Origin of the sequence: Sphingomonas sp. (assembly GCF_045810705.1) — a bacterium.
GTDB lineage: Bacteria > Pseudomonadota > Alphaproteobacteria > Sphingomonadales > Sphingomonadaceae > Sphingomicrobium.
On sequence record NZ_JBJMVI010000002.1, the window covers coordinates 152910 to 175080 of the forward strand.

Annotated in this window: 19 protein-coding genes; 13 read left to right on the forward strand and 6 right to left on the reverse strand. The window is 63.9% G+C overall.

From position 1 onward, the window contains the following. Positions 1 to 9: 9 nt before the first annotated feature. The 4 genes from sdhC (at position 10) to ACJ8FR_RS00780 (ending at position 3673) form a co-directional block, all read left to right on the forward strand. Entirely contained in the window at positions 10 to 405 is a 396-nt protein-coding gene (gene sdhC, locus ACJ8FR_RS00765) for a succinate dehydrogenase, cytochrome b556 subunit (protein WP_407826689.1), read from the forward strand. Further along, positions 402 to 797 carry a succinate dehydrogenase, hydrophobic membrane anchor protein gene (gene sdhD / locus ACJ8FR_RS00770; RefSeq protein WP_407826690.1) on the forward strand — a complete coding sequence of 132 codons (396 nt, stop codon included), beginning with the start codon at positions 402 to 404 and terminating at the stop codon, positions 795 to 797. Before sdhC ends, sdhD begins: the two co-directional genes overlap by 4 nt. Continuing rightward, positions 794 to 2608, forward strand: coding sequence for a succinate dehydrogenase flavoprotein subunit (sdhA, locus tag ACJ8FR_RS00775; RefSeq protein WP_407826691.1), 1815 nt, complete (start codon positions 794 to 796; stop codon positions 2606 to 2608). The genes sdhD and sdhA overlap by 4 nt, the downstream gene beginning before the upstream one ends. Positions 2609 to 2695: 87 nt before the next feature. Beyond that, complete coding sequence (locus ACJ8FR_RS00780; protein WP_407826692.1) at positions 2696 to 3673, forward strand: MBL fold metallo-hydrolase; 978 nt, start codon at positions 2696 to 2698, stop codon at positions 3671 to 3673. A gap of 67 nt (positions 3674 to 3740) precedes the next feature. On the opposite strand, the gene ACJ8FR_RS00785 is transcribed toward ACJ8FR_RS00780, so the two are convergent. Then, on the reverse strand, positions 3741 to 7100 hold the full coding sequence (locus ACJ8FR_RS00785) for a carboxypeptidase regulatory-like domain-containing protein (protein WP_407826693.1): 3360 nt from the start codon (positions 7098 to 7100) through the stop codon (positions 3741 to 3743). Positions 7101 to 7234: 134 nt separating this feature from the next. Further along, positions 7235 to 7882: a queuosine precursor transporter gene (locus tag ACJ8FR_RS00790; RefSeq protein WP_407826694.1), complete on the reverse strand. Its 648-nt coding sequence runs from the start codon at positions 7880 to 7882 to the stop codon at positions 7235 to 7237. Between the two features lie 93 nt (positions 7883 to 7975). Here ACJ8FR_RS00790 and ACJ8FR_RS00795 point away from each other — a divergent pair, with 93 nt between their 5' ends. The 4 genes from ACJ8FR_RS00795 to ACJ8FR_RS00810 are packed head-to-tail and all read left to right on the forward strand — an operon-like array spanning position 7976 to position 11764. Continuing rightward, positions 7976 to 8962 (forward strand): adenosine kinase, encoded by a 987-nt coding sequence (locus tag ACJ8FR_RS00795; RefSeq protein ID WP_407826695.1) that lies wholly within the window; start codon positions 7976 to 7978, stop codon positions 8960 to 8962. Next, the gene (locus ACJ8FR_RS00800) at positions 8959 to 9537 is read left to right on the forward strand and encodes a TIGR00730 family Rossman fold protein (protein ID WP_407826696.1); all 579 of its coding nucleotides are present in this window, start codon (positions 8959 to 8961) and stop codon (positions 9535 to 9537) included. The genes ACJ8FR_RS00795 and ACJ8FR_RS00800 overlap by 4 nt, the downstream gene beginning before the upstream one ends. 22 nt (positions 9538 to 9559) lie before the next feature. Beyond that, positions 9560 to 10807: a NupC/NupG family nucleoside CNT transporter gene (locus tag ACJ8FR_RS00805; RefSeq protein ID WP_407826697.1), complete on the forward strand. Its 1248-nt coding sequence runs from the start codon at positions 9560 to 9562 to the stop codon at positions 10805 to 10807. Between the two features lie 12 nt (positions 10808 to 10819). After that, positions 10820 to 11764 (forward strand): isopenicillin N synthase family dioxygenase, encoded by a 945-nt coding sequence (locus tag ACJ8FR_RS00810; protein WP_407826698.1) that lies wholly within the window; start codon positions 10820 to 10822, stop codon positions 11762 to 11764. 804 nt (positions 11765 to 12568) lie between these two features. On the opposite strand, the gene cdd is transcribed toward ACJ8FR_RS00810, so the two are convergent. Continuing rightward, positions 12569 to 12991, reverse strand: coding sequence for a cytidine deaminase (gene cdd, locus ACJ8FR_RS00815; protein WP_407826699.1), 423 nt, complete (start codon positions 12989 to 12991; stop codon positions 12569 to 12571). Positions 12992 to 13125: 134 nt separating this feature from the next. On the opposite strand from cdd, the gene ACJ8FR_RS00820 reads away from it, so the two are divergent. The 3 genes from ACJ8FR_RS00820 to ACJ8FR_RS00830 are packed head-to-tail and all read left to right on the forward strand — an operon-like array spanning position 13126 to position 16137. Next, positions 13126 to 13974: a S1/P1 nuclease gene (locus ACJ8FR_RS00820; protein WP_407826700.1), complete on the forward strand. Its 849-nt coding sequence runs from the start codon at positions 13126 to 13128 to the stop codon at positions 13972 to 13974. After that, positions 13971 to 15674, forward strand: coding sequence for a bifunctional metallophosphatase/5'-nucleotidase (locus ACJ8FR_RS00825; RefSeq protein WP_407826701.1), 1704 nt, complete (start codon positions 13971 to 13973; stop codon positions 15672 to 15674). The genes ACJ8FR_RS00820 and ACJ8FR_RS00825 overlap by 4 nt, the downstream gene beginning before the upstream one ends. Positions 15675 to 15720: 46 nt before the next feature. After that, positions 15721 to 16137: a hypothetical protein gene (locus tag ACJ8FR_RS00830; RefSeq protein ID WP_407826702.1), complete on the forward strand. Its 417-nt coding sequence runs from the start codon at positions 15721 to 15723 to the stop codon at positions 16135 to 16137. Here the strand turns inward: ACJ8FR_RS00830 and ACJ8FR_RS00835 are convergent. From ACJ8FR_RS00835 to ACJ8FR_RS00845, 3 genes are all read right to left on the reverse strand, one after another. Further along, a complete protein-coding gene (locus tag ACJ8FR_RS00835; protein WP_407826703.1) occupies positions 16134 to 17585 on the reverse strand; it encodes an AMP nucleosidase in 1452 nt (483 codons plus the stop codon). The two genes, ACJ8FR_RS00830 and ACJ8FR_RS00835, sit on opposite strands and share 4 nt — an antisense overlap. A gap of 213 nt (positions 17586 to 17798) precedes the next feature. Beyond that, entirely contained in the window at positions 17799 to 19640 is a 1842-nt protein-coding gene (locus ACJ8FR_RS00840) for a hypothetical protein (protein WP_407826704.1), read from the reverse strand. Beyond that, a complete protein-coding gene (locus ACJ8FR_RS00845; RefSeq protein ID WP_407826705.1) occupies positions 19622 to 19987 on the reverse strand; it encodes a hypothetical protein in 366 nt (121 codons plus the stop codon). Before ACJ8FR_RS00845 ends, ACJ8FR_RS00840 begins: the two co-directional genes overlap by 19 nt. A gap of 205 nt (positions 19988 to 20192) precedes the next feature. On the opposite strand from ACJ8FR_RS00845, the gene ACJ8FR_RS00850 reads away from it, so the two are divergent. Both ACJ8FR_RS00850 and ACJ8FR_RS00855 read left to right on the forward strand, forming a co-directional pair. After that, complete coding sequence (locus ACJ8FR_RS00850) at positions 20193 to 20753, forward strand: isochorismatase family protein (protein ID WP_407826706.1); 561 nt, start codon at positions 20193 to 20195, stop codon at positions 20751 to 20753. A 148-nt stretch (positions 20754 to 20901) separates the two neighbouring features. Further along, positions 20902 to 22020 carry a helix-turn-helix transcriptional regulator gene (locus tag ACJ8FR_RS00855; protein ID WP_407826707.1) on the forward strand — a complete coding sequence of 373 codons (1119 nt, stop codon included), beginning with the start codon at positions 20902 to 20904 and terminating at the stop codon, positions 22018 to 22020. Positions 22021 to 22171: the final 151 nt, after the last annotated feature.

Sequence of the window (22171 nt, forward strand, 5' to 3'; positions counted from 1 at the left end):
GTCGGCATCATGGCAAATGCTCAATCTCGCCCGCTTTCTCCCCATCTTTCGATCTGGCGATGGGGCCCGCACATGGCCGTTTCGATCCTTCACCGCGCGACCGGAGTCGCCTTGTCGTTCGCCGGGCTTGGCATCCTCACCTGGTGGCTGTTCGCGCTGTCGAGCGGACCGGATGCTTATGCGACCTTCACCAAGGTAGCGACGCACCCGGTCGGCCTGGTTGTCTTGATCGGGCTGACGTGGAGCTTCTTCCAACACCTCTTGTCCGGCATCCGCCACCTCACGATGGACAGCGGGGCGGCGTTCGAACTCGGCGTCAACAAGACCTTCGCGATCCTGACGATCGTCGGCTCGGTGCTGCTGACGGCGCTCGTCTGGTTCTATCTCCTCGGAGTAGCGAAATGAGCCAAAGCGACAGCGCCACCCCGCTTGGGCGGGTCCGCGGCCTCGGCTCGGCACAGCATGGCGGCGAGCATTGGCTGAGCGAGCGCGTGACAAGCATCGCGCTTCTGCTGCTCGGAACCTGGCTAATCGCCTCGCTGCTCATGCTTCCCAAGCTGGACCAGCGCACAACCATCGAATGGCTGCATGCGCCGAGCGGCGCGATCCCGATGGCGCTGCTGATCGTCGTCGGCTTCAGGCATGCGCTCGACGGCGTCAAAGTCGTGATCGACGATTATGTCCATGAGGAAGGCAGCCGCTTCTTCTGGAACACCTTGATGCTGTTCCTGGCGGTCGCCGGTGCGGCGCTGGCGCTGTTCGCGCTCGCCCGCATCGCCTTCGGAGTTGCCGCGTGAGTGCCTACCAGATCGTCGACCATGATTATGACGTGGTGGTTGTCGGTGCTGGAGGAGCCGGACTTCGCGCCACGATGGGCGCCGCCGGAGCGGGGCTGAAGACCGCCTGCGTCACGAAGGTATTCCCGACCCGCAGCCACACCGTCGCCGCGCAGGGCGGGATCGCCGCCAGCCTCGGCAACATGGGACCGGACCATTGGCAGTGGCATATGTACGACACCGTCAAGGGCTCCGACTGGCTCGGCGACCAGGATGCGATCGAATATCTGTGCCGTGAAGCGCCGGCCGCGGTCATCGAGCTCGAGCATGCCGGCCTGCCGTTCAGCCGCACCGCCGAGGGCAAGATCTACCAGCGCGCGTTCGGCGGCATGACCCAGAACATGGGCGAGGGGCCACCCGCGCAGCGCACTTGCGCCGCCGCCGACCGCACCGGCCACGCGATGCTGCACACGCTTTACCAGCAGAGCCTCAAGTACGACGCCGATTTCTTCATCGAATATTTCGCGATCGACCTGATCATGGAGAATGGCGCCTGCCGCGGCGTCGTCGCGCTGTGCCTCGACGACGGGTCGATCCACCGCTTCCGCGCGCAGGCGGTGGTGCTCGCCACTGGCGGCTACGGGCGGATCTATTTCTCGTGCACCGGCGCCCATACCTGCACCGGCGACGGCAATGCGATGGTGCTTCGCGCCGGCTTGCCGCTCCAGGATATGGAGTTCGTCCAGTTCCACCCGACCGGCGTCTATGGCGTCGGCGTGCTGATCACCGAGGGCGCCCGCGGCGAGGGCGGCTATCTCACCAACGCCAATGGCGAGCGCTTCATGGAGCGCTACGCGCCTAGTGCGAAGGACCTCGCCAGCCGTGACGTCGTCTCACGCTCGATGGCGATGGAGATCCGCGAGGGCCGCGGGGTCGGCGAGCACAAGGACCATATCTTCCTTCACCTCGACCATCTCGATCCCAAGATCCTGCATGAGCGGTTGCCCGGGATCACCGAGACCGCGAAGACCTTCGCCGGCGTCGACCTGACGCGCCAGCCGATCCCGGTCATCCCCACCGTCCATTACAATATGGGCGGGATCCCGACCAATTATCGCGGCGAGGTCGTCACGTTAAAGGACGGCGATCCCGACGCGGTCGTGCCCGGGCTCTTCGCGGTCGGGGAAGCGGCCTGCGTTTCGGTCCACGGCGCCAATCGGCTCGGCTCGAACAGCCTGATCGATCTCGTCGTGTTTGGCCGCGCCGCGGGCTTGAGACTCGCCGAAGTGGTCAAGCCCGGCGCAATCCAGGACGAGCTGCCCAAGGACGCGGCGGATCTCGCGCTCGCGCGGCTCGACAAGTTCCGCCACGCCGACGGCAAAAGCCCGACGGCCGAAATCCGGCTCGAGATGCAGCGCGCCATGCAGGCCGATTGTGGTGTCTTCCGCACCGACCGGACGCTCGCCGACGGCGTCGCCAAGATCGACAAGATCTATAACCTCATGGCTGACGTCGGCGTCACCGACCGCAGCCTGATCTGGAACAGCGATCTCGTCGAGACACTGGAGCTCGACAACCTCCTCGCCCAGGCGGTCGTGACGATGGGCTGCGCCGCGAACCGCAAGGAAAGCCGCGGCGCGCATATGCAGGAGGATTATCCCAAGCGCGACGACAAGAACTGGATGAAGCACACGGTCGCCTGGTTCGACGGCTGGGGCGGCGCTCCTGGCAAGATTGCGGGCGGCGGAGTGAAGATCGACTACCGCCCGGTGCATGAGTTCACGCTCACCGACGACATTGACTACATCAAGCCCAAGGCGCGGGTTTACTAGCAGCGGCCTTGCGCCGTTTTGTAGAAACGCGCTTCGCGATCCCATTTGCCGCACTAGCGTTTGCCGCGAGCAAAGCGGAGGCGGGTGATGCGGGCTGTTGTTCTTGGAGTGGCGGCATTTGTCGCGAGCGTGGCGGCGAACGCCGCCGAACCTTACCACCTGATCCCCGGCGCGGTGCCGCTCGACAGCGGGCCCGACGGCAACACCATCGTCTTTGACGCGCCCAGGGGCCTGATCGTGTTCGATACCGGGCGCCACCCCGAGCATTCGCAGGCGATCCTCGATTATGCCAAGGCGCGGCATCGGCCGATCGCGGCGATCGTCAACAGCCACTGGCACCTCGACCATACGACCGGCAATTGGGATATCCGCCAGGCCTATCCGCACGTCGCCGTGTACGCGAGCAATGCGCTGCACGGCGCGCTCGAGACCTTCCTCAAGGACAGCCGCGCGCAAACCGACCGGATGCTTGCCGATCCGAAGACTCCGGCGGCTACGCGCGACCAGCTGCTCCGCGGCAAATCGATGATCGATCATCCCGAGCGGATCGCGCCCGATCACATCGTCGCCAAGTCGGGCCGGATGAGCATCGCCGGGCGACTGATCGACGTGCATCTCGCGAAGTTCGCCGCCACCGAAGGCGATGTCTGGCTATACGATGCGAAGAGCCGGACGGTGATCGCCGGCGACCTGGTGGTCGGGCTGGTGCCGTTCATGGATACGGCCTGCGCCGAGGGCTGGAGCCATGCGCTTGACGACATCGCCAGGCTGCCCTTCACGACGCTGATCCCGGGCCATGGCGACCCGATGACGCGCGCCGACTTTCTCCAGTGGCGCACGGCGTACAACAATTTCGTCGACTGCGGCCATTCGGCGAAACCTGGCAAGGAGTGCGTGGCGGGCTGGAGCCGCGACGCCGCCAAGTTCATCGACGCCGCGCACGAGGATTATGCCGCCGGCGCCGCGGGATATTATTTGCAGACTCGCCTCCGCTCGTCGGCCGAGGAGCAGCAGCGTTATTGCAAGCCGCTCAGTGCGGCGACGTGGCGCAAGCCCGCAGCGTAGGCCGCAAAAGAAAAGGCCGGGCGGAATATCTCCCACCCGGCCTTCCCAAAGGTCATTGCGACTTCAACTAGAAGGTCAGGCGCGCACCGAAACGGATCGTGTAGAGCGACGCGCCGAGGTTGGAGTTGGCCGCCGTTGAGGCGAGGTTCGCTGGCGTCGCCGCCGCCGAGTACACGTAGTGGTCGCAGGTGTTGGCGCCGACGGTGGCACAGGTCACGTTCACGACCGACTTATTGCCCGGGAAGGTGGTGCGCAGCGTCTCGCCCCAACTGTGGTTGAGCAGGTTGAGCACGTTTTCGATATCCCCGTAGACGCTGATGCGCGCCTGTCTGACGAACGTGGGGATTTGCTGCTCCAGGTGCAGATCGATCTTGGTGAACCACGGATCGTTGAAGGCATTCCTCGGCGCGATCATGCCGCGATACTTCGAAAGGCCTGACGAGCTGATCAGCGCTTCAACAATCGCCTGATTTTGTGCGGCACTTTGAAAGGTCGTCCCCGATCCCGAAGCGATATAGGTGACCTTCGGGTCGCTCGGGCCGGTCGGGACATAGAAAAGATAGTGGCTCGCCGTGCCGGTCGTGCCGAAGACCGAGCCTGCCCCTGGTGTGATCGCGCCGCGAGCGGCGCCTTGTGGGTCGAAGAAGGTGTAGCTGAACGGATAGCCGCTGCGCGTCTGGCCGAACATGTCGATCCGGGTCTTGTAGTCCCCGAAGAAGGCATGCTCGAACGACAGGTTGTACTTCACCGAATAGCGAACTTCGTCGTTGCTGTGACCATAAGCGCCGCCGTTCGGATCAAGATAGGCGCCGTTATTATAGTTCGAGCCGGCGATCGACGAAGTCAGCGCCTGCTGGTCCTTGATGTTCTGATAGGTGAAGCTGACGCCTGCGTTGAGACCAAAGTCCCACTGCTTATTGGCGTGCACGACGCCCACGAAACCGCGGCCCTTTTTGGTGTTGGTCAGGACATAATCGCCCGGATCGTTGAAGCACTGGGTCGTGTTCACTACGCAGTTCGCGGTTGGCGAAATCGTCGACACGACGTCGTAATAGCGCTGGCGGCCATCGGGGGTCAGGGCGCTCGCGCCGGTGATCGGCCGATCGCGGAAATCCTGGACCAGGATCGCGTTGCGGACCCGGTTGAACAGCACGTCGCCGCCGACCGACCAATTGTCCCCGAGGGGCCCGAGATTCGCCCTGTAATTCCCCGACAGGGTCGCACGCCATTGCGACGGGATCTTGAAGTTCGGGTGGAGCGCCGAGACCGTACCATTGGCCGACAGCAGGGCATTTCCAACGGCAGTCTGCGCCGCTGCGGGGACGGTCGTCAGGCTGACATTGTTCAGCGCCGACGGCACTTGGCTATCGCTCACCGACGCCGGTTGCACACCGGTGGCCGAGAAGGAGTTCGCGACGTACACGTCGGGCGTTCCGCCGCCGAAGATACCGACGCCGCCGTGGAACGACAGTCGTGGCGTCGGCAGGTAATCGAAGCCGACGCGCGGCTGCAAAAGACTCTTGCCGTCGATGAAAGAGTTGTTGGCAAAGCCCTCGCGCCTGACGAAATTGGCATTGAAGATCGGCAGGTCGCCGCTGCCGTACCTGTCATAACGCAGGCCGGCAGTGACATGGAGCTGGCTGTTGACGCGCCAGTCATCCTGAATGCCAAACGTACCCGTCTTGTAGGTGAACGCAGCTGCCGCGTCGTTCTGGACGCCAGTGGTGGAGTTCGTATAGCCGAACGCCTGCGCCGTACGATTCTGGAACGCGAAGATCGTGTCGAAATAATAAGCGCCGTAGGGTCCTGGGGAGACCGTGGGCCCGCCGCTTCCCGCCAGGAACAGGTCGTAATTATCGCTATTCTCATATTCGCTGAGCAGCCGCACGGTATGATCGCCGAAGTTGAAGCGCGTCAGCAACGAGGCGCCAAAGGTCTTGACCCGCAGCTTGTTCGCCGCCGCCGAGCCCGGCGGTCCGACGAAGACAGTCCCGGCGTTGTTGGGGCACGATGTCGCCGTTGATGCGCCGGCCACGGGGGCGGAAAACAGGGCTTGGGTGGGGTCTGTGCAAACGACCGCCAGCGCGGTTGCAGGCGTGAACGGGTCCTGGCCGCTCTTATAATCCTTGTAACGGAGGCGCGCCTCGGTCGACACGACCGACGACCAGTCGGAGTTGAGCTGTGCAACGCCGCCAAAAACCCGATTCGGCTTCACATAATCGTCCGACATCGTCGAGACCGAGTTGTTGAAATTCCGGTTGATCGCGATGATCGAGTCCTTGGTGTAGATGCCGGTCAGAGATAGCCGCTGACTATCGCTGATATTGGCGTCGATCTTGCCGACCACCCGGTCGTCGCTGTCGCTGTTGATCTGGATCGGCGAACCCGCGGTCACACTGTAAACGCTCTGCGCGATCGAAATGACCTGGTTTAGCGCCGCTTCGGGAATCGTGGCAGTATAGGTGTACGTAATCGGCAGCGTGGCGCGAACGCGCTCGCCCGCGATCATGAAGAACACGCGGTCCTTGATGATCGGGCCGGCGATCTCGGCGCCGTAGTCCTGGCTCTTGGTCTTGAGGTTCGGGACAGTGAGGAGGAATTGCCCGGTGTTCTCATGCCCGTTCAGCGTGTTGTCGTTGTAGGTGTAGAAGGCGGAGCCGTGGAACTGGTTGGTACCCGACTTCAGGACCGCGTTGATGACGCCGCCTTCGAAGAAGCCCTCGCGGATGTCGTAGGGAGCCACCTTGGTCTCGAACTGCCCGATCGCGTCGAGCGGCACCGGGCCGCGGCGCGACGGCAAGGCGTCGGGATTGAGGCCGAAGCTGTCGGTGATCGGGACGCCGTCGACGGTGAAGCGGTTGAACCGCGGGTTGGTGCCGGCGAAGGTCACCTGGCGGCCGGTCGACTGCGAGGCGTCGAGTGACGCGAATGGATCGCGCTGCATCAAGTCGCGGATGTCGCGGTTGACCGACGCGATCTTGCTGATGTCGTTTGCGGTCAGGATCGTAGCGGGACCGGAAGAGATGCTGCGGGCGCCGCGCACGCGGGAGGCGGTGACAACAATTTCCCTGCCGGCGGCCTCAAGCGTCAGCGGCAGTTCGAAGGTCTGGCCGAGCGTCGTGTAGACATCGGTGACTTGCGCATTGGCAAAGCCGCGCGCCGAAGCTGTGACGGTGTAGGGGCCGCCGTTGCGAACGCCCGCTGCGGTATAAGCCCCCGCCGCATTGGTTCTTGCAACCGTCCTGGTGCCGCTCGGAACGTGGATGATCGTGACCGTCGCGTTCGGAACCGGCACACCCGCTGCCGTGACCGTCCCGCTGATGGAGGACGTAGTTTCCTGGGCGATCGCCGGAGTTGCAACGAAAGTGACGGCGGCAAACGGCACAAAAAGGGCTGCGCATGAGCGCAGCAAAACGGCTTTTTTCACGGAAAAACTCCCCCGCAGGCAGTGACGAATCTAGATGAGACCCCAGGCCGGCTATTAGCCGATTAAGGCACTGATGTTACACCGTTCGGCCCCGCACCAATCTTTCCCGACAACCGTTGCAGATTTGCCACGCCCTAATTTGTGTTAACGCCGTCGAGGCGGCGGCCGATCCCGACAAAGGCATAGACCAAAGGCGGCACGAGCACGGCCGAAAGCACCACTTTCGCGAGCATCTGGCCGAGCAGCAGCTCGCCGATCGGGAACACGCCGTAGAAGGCGACGGTGATGAAAATGAGGGTGTCGACGACTTGGCTGAGCACGCTCGCGATTCCCGCGCGAAGCCAAAGCAGCCCCGCGCCCTCGCGCGCCTTCAGGCGGCTGAAGATGGTGACGTTGAGGAAGGTCGAGATGCCGTAAGCGAGGATTCCGCCGAGCCAGATTCGCCAGGTGCCGCCAAGCACCGTCTGGATCGCGCTCAACCGCGCGGGGTCCATCTCGGGCGATGCCGGCAGCTCGTGGACGGCGAGGCTGAGCACGAGCGAGGTCAGCAGGGGAACGAACCCGATCAGGACCAGCCGATTCGCGGTCTTGCGGCCATGGATCTCGGCCACCGAGCTCGAGGTCACCACCAGCAGCAGGAAGGCGAAAATGCCCGCTTCGACGGCCAAAGGCCCCAGCGCGACCTGCTTGTTGCCGAGCACGCCGGCGATGCACACCATGCCGCCATAGAAGATCGAGAGCGCGAAGAGCGAAAGCGGGATAGCGCGCGGCTGGTCGGTCATGCTGGCGATGGGTAACGGCTTTGCCGCCAAGAGCAAATGGCCTTGCAAACCGCCGTTGACCGCGGCTCGCCCGCGCGGCTAGCGACGCCTTCCGTGACTTCCACCAGCCTGGACATCGTGGCGATCGGCGATGCGATCGTCGACGTCTTCGCAACCTGCGACGACGCGTTCCTCGAGGAGCGCGGCTTCGCCAAGGGGTCGATGCGCCTGCTTACGACTGACGAGGCACGCGATCTCTACGCCGCGATGGGTCCGGGGCGGGAGGTCAGCGGCGGATCGGCCGCGAACAGCATGGCCGGCGCGGCAGCGCTCGGGCTCAGCGCCGCCTTCGTCGGCCAGGTCGCCGACGATCAGCTCGGCGCAATCTTCGCGCACGACATGCGTTCGCTCGGCGTCAAGTTCGCAACGCCTCTTATTGCGGACCCCCCGCCGACTGGCCGTTGCCTGATCCTCGTCACGCCGGACGCGCAGCGGACGATGAGCACCTTTCCCGGCGCGAGCCACGAGCTGACGCCGGCGGCGCTCGATCCCGAGCTCATCCGCTCCGCGAGCGTCACGTTCCTCGAAGGCTATCTCTGGGGTCCCGAACGCCCGCGCGCGGCTATGCTCGAGGCGGCGCGGATCGCCCACGCTGCCGGGCGCACCGTTGCCTTCACTCTGTCCGAGAGCCTGTGCCTCGGCGACCGCCGCCATGGCGTCCTCGGGATGATCGAGGCGGGCACGGTCGACCTGCTGTTCGGCAATGAGGAGGAAGTCCGCCACCTGACCGGCTGCGGCGACTTCGCCGAGTGTGTCGAGTCGCTGTCGAAGCATGTCGCCACGCTGGTGATCACGCGCGGCGCGCGCGGCGCGGTTGCGGTCGAGAGCGACTATCTGGTCGAGATCCCGGCAGCGCCCGTCGAGCGGATCGTCGACACGACGGGCGCCGGGGATTTGTTTGCCGCCGGGTTTCTCGCCGCGCGGTGCCGCGGCCGGCCGCTCAGGGCCTGCCTCGAAACCGGTTCGATCGCCGCCGCCGAAATCATCTCGCATTTCGGCGCGCGGCCCGAAGCCGACCTGAAGGAACTGGCCGGCCTGTGAACCATGTCAAGCGCCTCGCGGTCTATTGCGGCTCGGCCGCCGGGTCGCAGCCGATGTTTTCGGAGGCGACGCGAGCGACCGCCGCGGCGATGGTCGCGCGCGGTGTCGACCTGGTCTACGGCGGCGGCCGGCTTGGCCTCATGGGCCTGATCGCCGACAGCGTGCTTGCCGATGGCGGCCGCGTCTACGGAGTCATCCCGCAGGCGCTGGTCGACATCGAAGTCGCGCACCTTGGCTTGACCGAGCTCTACACGGTCGAGACGATGCATGAGCGCAAGGCGAAGATGACCGATCTCGCCGACGCATTCCTCGCGCTTCCGGGCGGTGTCGGCACGCTCGACGAACTGTTCGAGGCGTGGAGCTGGAACGCGCTCGGTTATCACGCCAAGCCCTTCTGCCTGCTCAACGTCGACGGCTTTTGGGACGGGATGATCGAGTTCATCGACCATGCGACGCAAAGCGGTTTCCTGTCCGCGCAACGGCGCTCGCAGCTGCTCGTGGCGGAAACGCCTGAGCGGGCGCTGGAATATCTGGACGAAGCCGCCGCAGCCGCTACGCAGGGAATGGTCTGGTAGTAAGCCCGGGGGAGGGGCTTTCATGAATCAAACGCTGCTCGGCGTCGCCGGCATTCTGGTCATTCTCGGGATCGCCTTCGCGCTGTCGACCAACCGCAAGGCAATCCGCCTGCGCGTCGTCGGGGCGGCCTTCGCGCTGCAGGCGTTCGTTGCCTGGCTGGTCCTGTGGACGAGCTGGGGCCGCGCCGGGATCCTGTCGCTATCGGCCGGCGTCGCGGATCTGCTCGGCTATGCCACCAAGGGCACCGAATTCCTGTTCGGGCCGAGCGAAACCAACCCGCTCGCGCACACCTTCGCCATCGCGGCGCTGCCGGTGATCATCTTCTTCGCGAGCCTCGTCGCAATCCTTTACTATCTCGGGATCATGCAGCGCATCGTGCGCTGGGTCGGCGGGGCGATCGGCTGGGTCACCGGCATCAGCCGGGTCGAATCGCTGTCGGCCGCGGCCAACATCTTCGTCGGCCAATCCGAATCGCCGTTGGTCGTCCGCCCCTACCTTGCGGCGCTTCCGCCCTCACGCCTGTTCACGGTGATGACGGTCGGCATGGCCGGAGTCGCCGGGACCATCCTCGCGGCCTACGCGAGCCTGCTTGGCGCCAGCTACCTCCCGTACCTCCTCGCCGCCGCATTCATGTCGGCGCCGGGCGGAATCCTGATGGCCAAGATGATCATGCCCGACGATCCGGCGGATTCGGACAAGGCCGAAGACACGAAGGTCGACGTCGCCGAAACCTTCGAGGAAGGGGTCAAGCCGGCCAACATCATCATGGCCGCCGCCCAGGGCGCGCAGACCGGCGTCAAGCTCGCGGTCGCGGTCGGCGCGATGGTGTTGGCCTTCGTCGCGCTGGTCGCGCTCGCCAACGGTCTGCTCGGCGGCATCGGTCACTGGTTCGGAATCCAGGACCTCAGCTTCCAGCGGATCATCGGCTATGTGTTCCAGCCGGTAATGTTCCTCATTGGCGTGCCGTGGCGCGAGGCCGGCACCGCCGGCGGCCTGTTCGGCACCAAGCTCGTCCTCAACGAGTTCGTTGCCTTCATCGACCTCGGCAAGATGGACGCGGCGACGCTGAGCCAGCGCAGCCGCGAGATCGTCACTTTCGCCTTGTGCGGTTTCGCCAACTTCAGCTCGATCGCGATCCAGATGGCGGTGACCGGCGGCCTCGCGCCCAACCAGCGCCCGGTGATCGCCAGGCTTGGCTTGCGCGCGCTGCTCGCCGGCAGCCTCGCCAATTTGATGTCGGCGGCGCTGGCGTCGCTGATGCTTCCCTAATAAAGTCGGTCCATGGCAACGATCACCGACGACATTGCGTCCGTTTCCTTGAAGGACGCAGACCGCGATCCAGAGGGCTTCGCGCAGAAGCTTGGCCGCAGCTTCGAGGAATATGGATTCGCGATCGTCGCCGACCACGGCATTCCCGACGCTCTGATCGCCCAAGCCGAGGAGAAGGCGAAGGCCTTTTTCGCGTTGCCCGAGGAGGTGAAACGCAAATATCTGATCCCCGGCGGCGGCGGCGCGCGCGGCTACACGCCGTTCGGGATCGAGACCGCCAAGGGCGGCAAAGCGCACGACCTCAAGGAATTCTGGCACGTCGGCCGCGATCTGCCGCCCGGCCACCGGTTCCGCGACCATATGCCCGACAATCTGTGGCCGACCGAAGTGCCCGGCTTTAAGGATACCTTCCTTAAGCTGTTCGCGACCTTCGATCGCTCAGGGCTGAAGGTCCTGAGGGCCATCGCCCGCTATCTGAAGATCGACGAGGACTATTTCGAGGACGCCGTGCGCGACGGCAATTCGGTGCTGCGCGCGCTTCACTACCCGCCGCAGCCCGAGCCGACCGGCGAGCATATCCGCGCCGGCGCGCATGAGGACATCAACGCGATCACTTTGCTCCTCGGCGCCGAGGAAGCCGGCCTTGAGCTCCAGACCAGGGACAGCCGCTGGATCCCGGTCTCGCCGAGGCCCGGCGAGCTGGTGATCAACATCGGCGACATGCTGCAGCGGCTGACCAACGGCAAGCTCCGCTCGACTACTCACCGCGTGGTCAACCCGGCGCCCGATCGAGCGAGCAAGGCGCGCTATTCGATGCCCTTCTTCCTCCACTTCCGTTCGGACTTCATGATCGACGCGCTGCCCGAAACCGTGCCCGCGGGGGAGCAGGCGAAGTGGCCGCCGATCACCGCCAACGACTACCTCCAGGAGCGCCTGCGCGAGATCAAGCTGGTTTGAGCCGCAATGTCCGCTTTCGACCCATTCCTGCCGTTACGGGCGGGCGAGCGCGGCACTCACGCACCCGTTGCCTCAGGGTCACCCTTGGCTGCTTCACCAGCGTACTCACGCGCCAATCGAAAGTTCAAAAGTACGCCGCGAAAAATCTCCCGAGGTCCAAACCTCCCGAGGAGCATCCACTGCGAGAGTTTGCGCCTTGCTCCGGGATGTCCCGCCCTCGCGGCGTATTCCAACAGAGGTCTGATTTCTCTGCACGCCTCGCGAGTCCCGGATCGATTGTAGCGAAGCCGTGCGAGCCAAAAATAGGCCGGCACGAACCCGACGGCGACACCGTCCTCCAAGACCTGGTCGCAAGTCTCATGGTGACCAAGTTCATCAAGCAGCCTCGCGTATTGGATTGTCGCCGTCCATGACCCTCCCTGAATCGCTCGACGATAATAGTCTTGGGCCTTGGCAAGATCGGGGGCGGTGCCTGTTCCCGTCCAGTATTGCCATCCGACTCTTCCCATAGCGATCACCGATCCTGCCTCCGCTGCATCGAGATAGAGCTTCAAAGTGGCGGGGTCCGTCTCACTCATGGCGGCTGCTGCGTTGAGTGTTTCTCGGGCTTCGTCCGACTCTTTCGACCAAATTTCCCGATCATTCGAGTGCGTCCTCTCCCACGCATCCGAATGCCGCCAGAACCTTTGCCAGAAACGTTCGCAGAACTTGCACATCGAGACGCTGCCTCTCTTGCGACGCGGCCACCACGATTGCGAGTCTAGGGTGCGAATGTCCGTTTTCCACCCAAAGCAGACATTAGAATCAATCGATTGCTTTCAAATTCGCGGGCCCGAAGCCGAACGGGATCAGCTCGCCGATGGTGTGGCGCTCGATCGCCGAGCCGTCGCCGCTCCCGCACAAGATCTCGACGTCGCGGCCGCTGAGCTGGGCGGCTTCGAGGATCGCCTGGCGGCAGCCGCCGCATGGCGTACAGACCACGTCTCCGCCACCGCCAACCACGGCGATCCGGGCGACCTTGTCGAGGCCGAACCTGTGCTGCGCGGCAGTCAGCGCGCTCTGCTCCGCGCAGACGCCGAGCCGGTAGCAGGCGTTCTCCATGTTGGCGCCGGTGACCACTTCGCCGTCGACCGATTCCACCGCGCAGCCGACGTGGAATTTCGAGTAAGGTGCATAGGCCTTGGCCGCCGCCGCGCGGGCAAGTGCGATAAGCGCTTCATCTGTCATCAATTCGACCTTAGGCAGGGCTAGCCGGAACTGTCACCCTGAACTTGTTTTCAGGGTCCATCCTCGAGAAGCGCTGTGCGGGTGACAAAATGGATGCTGAAACTAGTTCAGCATGACGGAAGGGTGAGTCGCGAATGAATGCTCGGTATCTGCTAGTCGTCGCCGCTGCCGCGGCGCTCATCCCCACGCCCGTTCTCGCCTGGGGCAAGACCGGCCACCGCGTGATCGCCGCGATCGCCGACACGCAGCTGAGCGGCCTCGCCCGCGCACAGATCGAACAGATCCTCGGCCCGGGGGAGAGCCTCGACGAAGCCGCCAACTGGCCCGACGAGATGCGCTCGGCGCCGGGCGACTTCTGGCAGAAGACCTCGGTGCCGTGGCACTACATGGACTTCAACGGCATAATCTATGACCACGCGCCGCCCGAAGGCGATGCCCTGCAGGCGATCGAGCGTTTCGCGGCAGTGCTCAAGGATCCGAAAGCGAGCCTTGGCGACAAGCAGATGGCCCTGCGGTTCGTTGTCCATCTCGTCGGCGATCTTCATCAGCCCCTCCATGTCGGCCGGCCGGGCGACGAGGGTGGCGGCAAGATCAATGTCACCTTCTTCGGAAAGCCGACCAACCTGCATGTGGTGTGGGATTCGGGGATGCCGGACAACGAGCAGCTGTCGTTCACCGAATTTGCCGCAAAGCTCGAGCGGCACACGTCAAATCAGCAATTGATCGACTGGTGGGACATCAACCCCCGGGATTGGGTGAGCGAAAGCGCGCAGGTCCGCGAGCAAATCTATGCCGATCTCCCGCAGCCGAAAAAGCCGGCGGGCAAGATCAGGAAAGGGGAGAAGCCGCTTCCGGACGTCGGCTATTCCTACGTGTACAAGTTTCAGCCGGTGATGGAGCGGCAGCTGCAGAAGGCCGGAGTGCGGCTCGCGGCCTATCTCAACGCTCTCTTCGCCGAGCCGCAGCCGCTGCCCGCTAGATGATCCGCCGCCTTGCCGCCGCGCTTGCGGCACTCGCTCTTTCTGCGTGCACCGCGCAGCTCGCGCCGCCCGCACCCACGGTCGCGGCAGCGCCGGTCGAGGTGCAGATCCTCGCCTTCAACGACTTCCACGGCAATTTGCAGGTCCCCGATCCCATCGAGGTGACGGAGGCTGACGGTACCAAGCGCAAAATCGCGACCGGGGGCGCCGCGCATCTCGCCGCCGCGCTGGCCGGGCTTCGCGCCGGCCGTGCGAACACGATCACCGTCTCGGCGGGCGACACGATCGGCGCGTCGCCGCTGATATCGGCCAATTACCTCGACGAGCCGGCGATCGACGCGATGAACCTGCTGCATCTCGAGATCAATTCGATCGGAAATCACGAGTTCGACCGCGGCGCGGACGAACTGAAGCGCATGCAGGCGGGCGGCTGCGCCAGGTTCACGCGGCGCATTCCCTGCGCGGTCGAGCCGTTCGGCGGCGCCCATTTCCGCTACCTCGCCGCCAATGTCGTCGGCGCCGACGGCCAGACGATCTTCCCCCCGACCGCGATCAAGACCTTCCAGACGTCGGCCGGGCCGATCACCGTCGGCTTCATCGGCGAAACGCTGAAGGGCACGGCCAATATCGTGACTCCCGCGGGCGTCAGGGGGCTGACCTTCAAGGATGAAGCCGAGACCGCCAATGCGCTCGTCCCGAAGCTCAAGGCGCAAGGCGTGGACGCGATCGTGCTGCTGATTCACCAGGGCGGCAAGACGAAGCAATTCACGGTCGGCAACGGCTGCGACGGTTTCACCGGCGACATCCAGCCGATCCTCAAGAACCTCGATCCGGCGATCGCTATCGTGATCTCCGGCCACACGCATTGGGCCTATGTCTGTCGTGGAACCCCCGGCGTAGCCGACGGCCGGCTCCTGACCAGCGCGGGCAAATATGGCTATTTCGTCACCGATCTCAGGCTAGAGTTCGATCCCGCGACGCACCGGCTGGTCGGCCAGGACGCGCACAACGTCATCGTCGGCAATGGCGAGCGGGGTGAGGATGCCGCGGAGAAAGTGCTGGTCGCCCGCTATGCGGCCGCGGTCGAGCCGATCGCCAGCCGGATCGTCGGCCATCTCACCGCGCCGGCGACCCGCAGCACCGATGATGGCGAAAGCGCAGCGGCCGACCTCATCGCCGATTCGATGCTGGCCGCGACCCGCGCACCGGACCAGGGGGGCGCGCAGCTCGCGCTGGTCAACGGCACCGGCGTGCGCGTCGATCTTCCCGGCGGCGATATTCGTTACGACGCGGCGTTCGCGATGATGCCGTTCGGGAATAATCTCGTGGTGATGACCCTGACCGGCGCCCAGCTCAAAGCCGCGATCGAGCAGCAATACGCCATCCCTGTCCGCAGCGGCTTCACCAACCCCGCCGCGCTCGCGCCGTCAGCCGGGTTCACCTACACGGTCGACATGACCAGGCCGGCGTCTGGCCGCGTGGTCGACATGCGGCTGGACGGCAAGCCCGTCGGCCTCGCCGACCCATATCGCGTCGCGCTCAACAATTATCTCGCCTCCGGAGGCGACAGCCTTAGCGAATTCACCGCGGGGACTGACGTCGCTGACCACAACATCATCGACCTCGACGCCCTCGTCGCCTGGATTGCTCCGGGACGGACCCCGCCGACGCCGAACCGGGTGCACTTGATCGGCGCCCGTTGAGCCGCCATGCTTGCGGCGCTCGGGTAACGATCGATGGAGCTTGCCCGTGCGCCTCACCATATTGCTCGCCTGCCTTGTCCTCGCTGCGCCCGCTGGCGCGGTCCGCCAGGACCTGCCGACGCTGACGCCCGCCGAGGCGATCAGTCGCGCCGCTGCCGCTTCGTCCAAGCCCGTTCGCGCGCTCTTCCAGTTCAAGGTGCAGAGCGCCGCCAAGACGCGCGGCGGCTATTATCTCGACAGCGAGAAGGACTTTCATTCGGCCGCGAACCTTGGCGTGTCGATCCGTCCCTCGGCGATGCCCGGGCTCACCAAGAAATATGGCGATGACCTGAAGGCCGCGTTCCTGGGCAAGACGATCAAGCTGATCGGCCAGGTCCGGCGCGTCGCGGTCGGCAAGGTCGGCAGTGCAACCGCGACCCAGGTCGAGGTCACGCACGCGGGGCAGATCCTGTCGGTCGGCTAGCGCAGCGGCGGTTCGTCGAAGCTGCGGAGCTTGCGGCTGTGCAGGCCTTCACCTTCGCGCTGCAGCAGGTTCAACGCCTCGATCCCGATCCTGAGGTGCTGGCTGATCGCGCGTTCGTAGAAGGCGTTGGCCTGGCCGGGCAGCTTGAGCTCGCCATGCAGCGGCTTGTCCGACACGCATAGCAGCGTCCCGTAGGGCACGCGGAAGCGATAGCCCTGTGCCGCCACCGTCGCCGATTCCATATCGATCGCGACCGCCCGGCTCTGGTTGAAGCGCAGCGCCGACGCCGCGTAGCGCAGCTCCCAATTACGGTCGTCAGTCGTCACGACCGTGCCCGTGCGGAGGCGGCGCTTGACGCTGTCCTCATCCTCGCCGGTGATCGTGGTGGTCGCGTTGAACAAAGCGTTCTGCACCTCGGCGATCGCCGGGAGGGGGATCTCGGACGGGAGCACGTCGTCGAGCAGATGGTCGTCGCGCAGATAAGCATGGGCGAGGACATAATCGCCGATCTTCTGGCTGGGCCTTAAGCCACCGCAATGGCCGATCATCAGCCACACTTCGGGCCGGAGCACGGCGACATGATCGCACACCGTCTTCGCGTTCGACGGGCCGACGCCGATGTTGACGAGCGTAATCCCGCTGCGGTCCTCGGCCATCAAATGATAGGCCGGCATCTGGTGCCGCCGCCACTGGCCGGCGGCGATCTGGGCTTCGGCGTCGGTGAGCTCGCCCGGCTCATAGACGGCGCCCGGCACCGACAGCGCGGTGAAGCGCGAATCCTTGCGCCGCAGCGTGTCGATCGCCACGCCGACGAACTCGTCGACATAGCGGACATAGTTGGTGAACAGGACGAACTGCTGGAAATGCTCGGGCGGGGTTCCGGTGTAGTGCCGGAGGCGCGCCAGGCTGAAGTCGGTCCGGGGCCCGTCGAACAGCGCCAGCGGCCGCGGCTGGTCGGGTCCGCTGACCCACACGCCGTCGGCAATCTCGTCGCCGAGGTGCACCAGCTCGTTCGAGGGAAAGAATCGCGACAGCTCGCCGGTGCCGATGTCGCCGACCTGGATCCCGCTATTCTCGATCACATAGGCGTAGGGGATCTCGCTCGCCGACCGGCCGACCGAGACCTTGGCGTCATAGTCCCTGGCGAGATGGTCGAGCTGGTCGACGAGATAGTCGCGGAACAGTTCGGGCCGGGCGATGCTGGTCGCGTAGGTCCCCGGCTGGTTCAGCCGCGCGAATGCGCGCGTCGGCGCAGACGCCGGAATCTTGCCGCCATAGTCGATCCTGAGCTCGGGGTAGGCGAAGGCGCCCTTTTTCCGCAGCCTCGGATCGGGCGTGGTGCGGTTCTCGACGTAGCGCGCAAGCGCCTCGCGGAGGTTGGCGACGGATTCATCGTAGATGGCCGCGAGCTGGTCGACGACGGCGTGGGCATTGAACGCAGGTTTCATGGCCTCCGGTAAGGGAGAGCGGGTCACTTGCGCAAGAGCAGAGCGTCTCGCTTCGCTTGGATCGCCGTGCTCGCGCTGTCCTCGGACAGGTTGCGCGCGGCGATGGTGCCAGGAGAGGACTCGAAAGTCTAGGCTAAGCAATTGATAAATAGTTGTGTTTTTCGATAGCTTTTGAAAAAGGCCCCCAAAAAGGCCCCCGGCACGCGAACATGCCTAGTTTCTTTTTGCGCCAAATGCGGTTTCCGCTTCGTCGAGCGTGCGCACGGGATTCAGCAGCGAACACCACGCTTCCTGTCGAAAGAACAAGGGCCGGTAGCGGTTTGGCGCATCCTGGGCCGACGCATCTTCGCACCAAAGCTTCAATCGCTGCCACTTGCGCGGGTCCTCCAAATCTTCCCGGCCCTTGGTTTCGATGATCCACACGACGCCGTTGCCGTCGCGCGCCACGAAGTCAGGCCGGTAGTCACGGATGATGCCGCCGCCGGCCGCTTGGTATTCAAGTGTGAAGTTCGTGGCTTCGCTGTTTTTGTAAAATGCCTGCACGTCGGGCGCGGCGTCGAGAAACTCCGCAAATTCCTGCTCAAATGCGTTGTCGCCGGCGACGACATTAAGGAGCGACTTGTTGGACCGGAAGGCGGGCCGCCGGCGAGTGACCTGGGGCCGCGTTTCAGACAACTTGACCCGCTCAACGATTCGAGCGTCCCCGCTGTCATGCACGGTCAGCTTGTTGATCGCTGCTTTCATGGCCCGGCTTAGCGCCTGCGAGACGACAACTTCGGACAGGTTTCGAAGCACATTTGGGTCGTCCAAGTCGACCCGGCGGTCGAACAATCCGTCCTCGACGAACGCCGTCACCTTGCCGAACAGCACGTCGAAGCCGCCGACCAGGCGCAGATCGTCCTTGATCGACTTGGCAAACCAACCCACCGCGTTGCGCCAATCGGCGATCCCGCCGGCATCAAGTTGAGTGCGGTGGCTTTCTTCCCCTGTATTGATGTTGCGAAACACGATTTCTCGCTGCTGGTCGGGCGTGAAGATCTTTAGCGGCAGGCGCGGCGCTTCGATCGTCGCCGCGTCGAGTTCCTCCAGGCGCAACATGTTGCGCTCAATCCGTGCCTTCAGCTTCGGTAGTTCGATATCGAGCCGCTCGACCTTTTCTGGGTCGTTTTTGTCAGGCTCGATCACCATCGGTCCGCTGCCCGGAGAGGCCGGGCCCATCGGTCGGGTCTCAAGCTCGACGCCTTCATTCCGGATCGTCTCGACAAAATCGAGGAAGGCAGGCGTGCCGAGGACGCTGACCTTCTCGCCGCGCCCGGTGCCGAAAAACATTTTACGCAAACCGCGCCCCAACGTCTGCTCGGGCAAGATGTTCGACTGCGCTACATAGGCGCGCAAGCCCACAATCGTGGTCACGTTACGCACATCCCACCCTTCGCGCAGCATCATCACCGAAACGACAGCGCGATACTTGCTGTCCCAGCTATCGATCTCGCGGCTTTCGCGCCGCAGCTCGTTGAGTTCCTTCAAAGCCTTCCCGCTGGCCGATTCGCTGATCTCGCCGCTTTTGTTGGTGTGGATGACCAAGACTCGCCCGCGCAGGTCGGGATTGTGCTGCTCAAGCCATTCCGCGACCCGGTCGCAATTCTCAGTGACGTCGGTCATCACGAACAGCACCGATTTCTTGCCGGCCTTTTCCAGTTCCTCGTAGCTTTTGCGCCATTCGATCACGCCAAGTTCGAGGTGATCGCGGAATTGCTCAGTGTAATCGTCGCTTGGTCGCGTGGTCAGGCGCGCCCGGCTCGCGGCGTCGGGAAGGACGGGCGTCTTGACCACTTCCTGCGCGATTGCTTCGACCAGTGGATAGTCGGAGATCGTTTGCGGAAAGATGCCGCCGCGATTGCCGCGTGGGGTGGCGGTCAGGTCAAGCTGCAGCGCGAGGCCCTTTCCCTCGCTCTTGCGCTTCAAGCCGGCGTCGAGGTCCGCGATCTGGGCCCACCAGTCGGTCTCCCGCCGGACGTGATGCGCCTCGTCGTTGATCACCAGCAGGTCGGGCACCTGGCGTACGAATCATCAGTCACATGACGACCGGACGCCATGTTGATGGTCGATGCCAGTTCAGACGCTAACAGGTTCCAAAAATCCTCGAAACCAGCCTGGAGACTCGCGAACGCTTCCACATCTTGTGCAACGGCGCTGACTTGCTCAATGCTTTCCGTGAGGAATGCCGCTCCAATCTCTTCCATGATCCGAATGACGGCGCGGATCGTCCCACCTGATTGCAAGCACCCTTTTGCCGAGTGGTCGGCGTAGGTGGCCGCGCGGCGTTCCTCGAACTCCCGCTTCGCAGTGGCCGACCGGTACTCAAGATTCCTGCGAACTTGCGTTCGCTGCTCGGCATTCATCCGGCAATGATTGTCGCCTCTCTCTATCGAGTCGAGCGAATTTTCGCCGGCAGACGTTCAGATCGCTAATGTCTGCGTTGGGTGGAAAGCTGACACTAGGTCCTCGCGCTTTGTCGATGCCCTTTGATCACAGGGCGGACCGAAATTTCGACTTGTGATGTCGTTGCCAAGATGGTTTCGTCCACATGGGAAGGGTCGTCACCTCGTGCACGCGGACCAAGACATTACACGATCTGATCAGCAGACCGCGCTGGTTGTGATTGACCTGCAGCAGGCTCTTTGCGATGCGGCGCCGCGGGCGGCGATGGGGTTGGTATCGACGCGGATCACCGAATTGTTGGATTGGGCCGAGGCCCATTCCTGGCCAACCGTCTTCGTCCAACACTGGACCGAACCCGGCACAATACTCGATCGAGAAAGCGCGGGCTGGCGACTGGCAGAGCCCCTGCGCGGCCGTCGTGCGGCCTTCTACCTAGAGAAGAACGTGCTCAATTCCTTTGAGGACGGGCAACTCCACGCTTGGCTCCAGGCCCAGCACATAAGGCAGTTGTGCATCACAGGTATGCAGACGGAATATTGCATCAGCGCCGCATGCGAGGGGGCAGCCGCACTTGGCTACGACGTTATGCTGCCAACGGACGCCCACATGACGATCGACGGTCCAGAAAGGTCCGCTGCCCAAATCGTGGCAGAAGCAAACGACAGATTGTCGTTGGTCGCAGATTGCCGGCCCACCGCGAATCTAATGTCGTCGACAGTAAACTGACGCTCGCAGCCTGCCCCGGTCGTGCCTCTCTTCCAGAGGACTCGATTTCTTCTGCGTTATCTGTCAGGTTGTTAACGACAGTTTTCTTAATTCCTTTGGGGGCAGGGGATGTTGGGTATTATCGAGCCACGCACGAGGCGTTGCTGAATTGGCTGAAGACGCTTTCGCACTGATTGGGTCGATCTACGATGCCGTCGGCGAGGACGACGCCGTTCCCCACGTCATGGGCAACCTATCGGCCCGCCTCGGTGCAACCCTCGCCTTCTGGTACGTCGTTCGCAGAGGAGCGTCGGGAGACGCGGTGCGCACCCCATTCCTGTTCGAGGGCGGCTTCGGAGTCCGTGAAGATACGCTGCGTGAGTTTCGAGAAGAGATGTGGCGCCACGACTATGCTCTGCGGGCGGCATCGGTCACGGACAGAACGACAGAGACGCATGAACTCATATCGACCGCTGAGCTCGCCAAGAATGACTACGCACATTGGATAAGGAGTTCCGCGGGTGTTGACCGTCGCATCGGTCGGTCGACTGATCTTGGTGGGGGTGTGGTTGCGGGGTGGGCGTTTCATATGCCGTCGGGCCTCAAACGCCGGCCACGCGAGCGCGCCCAATTCGATATTCTGGCGCCGCACGTCCGCAACCTCTTTCGGCTGACGTCTCAATTCGGAGAGATTCGAGCCCAGCGCGAGGGGCTGGAACATGTGGTCAATGAGCAGCAACACGCCGTGTTGCTGCTCGCCGCCGACGGCAGCATCTGCTGGGCCAGTGATGCGGCGCACCGCCTCTGCTCACGCAACGACGGCATTGCGTGGGCGAGCGGCAAAATGACATTCGCCCGCTCCGCAGAAAAGCAGGGGTTCGACTCACTGCTGCAGCGTGTCCTCAAGCCCGATCCCTCGAGCGGGAACGGCGCTTCCAAAATGGCCGTAAGTCGGCCGTCTGGCGGGTTCCCTTACGTTATCGAGGTTTCTCGGACGCCGGCCTCCTTCCGGCGGGGCGTGCATGGCGGCGCCACATTCATTGCGACACTGCATGATTCGGACAGATCGACCGATGGGTGTCCGGAAATTTGGCGCGAGATGTTCGGTCTCACGCCCATGGAAACCCGCGTTGCCATGCTGACGATGAGAGGGCTTTCGGATCAGACGATCGCCGCGCAACTCGCAATCGGCGTCGGCACGGTACGCTCACATCAGAAGCAGCTGCTGGCAAAGACGCAGACCCGAAGCAAAGCCGAAGCAGCGCACTTGCTGACCCGGATCAACTGAACTCGTCCATCATCCTGATGTAGATTACTCCTCCCCCATATTGGAGAGGACAGGGCCCCGGCACTCGCGGGAAAATGCGCGAAAGCGCGAGTCGCGATTGCTGCCATCGGCTAGCGCGCAGTTGACGCTCGTGCAGGAAAGCAAGGGGGCA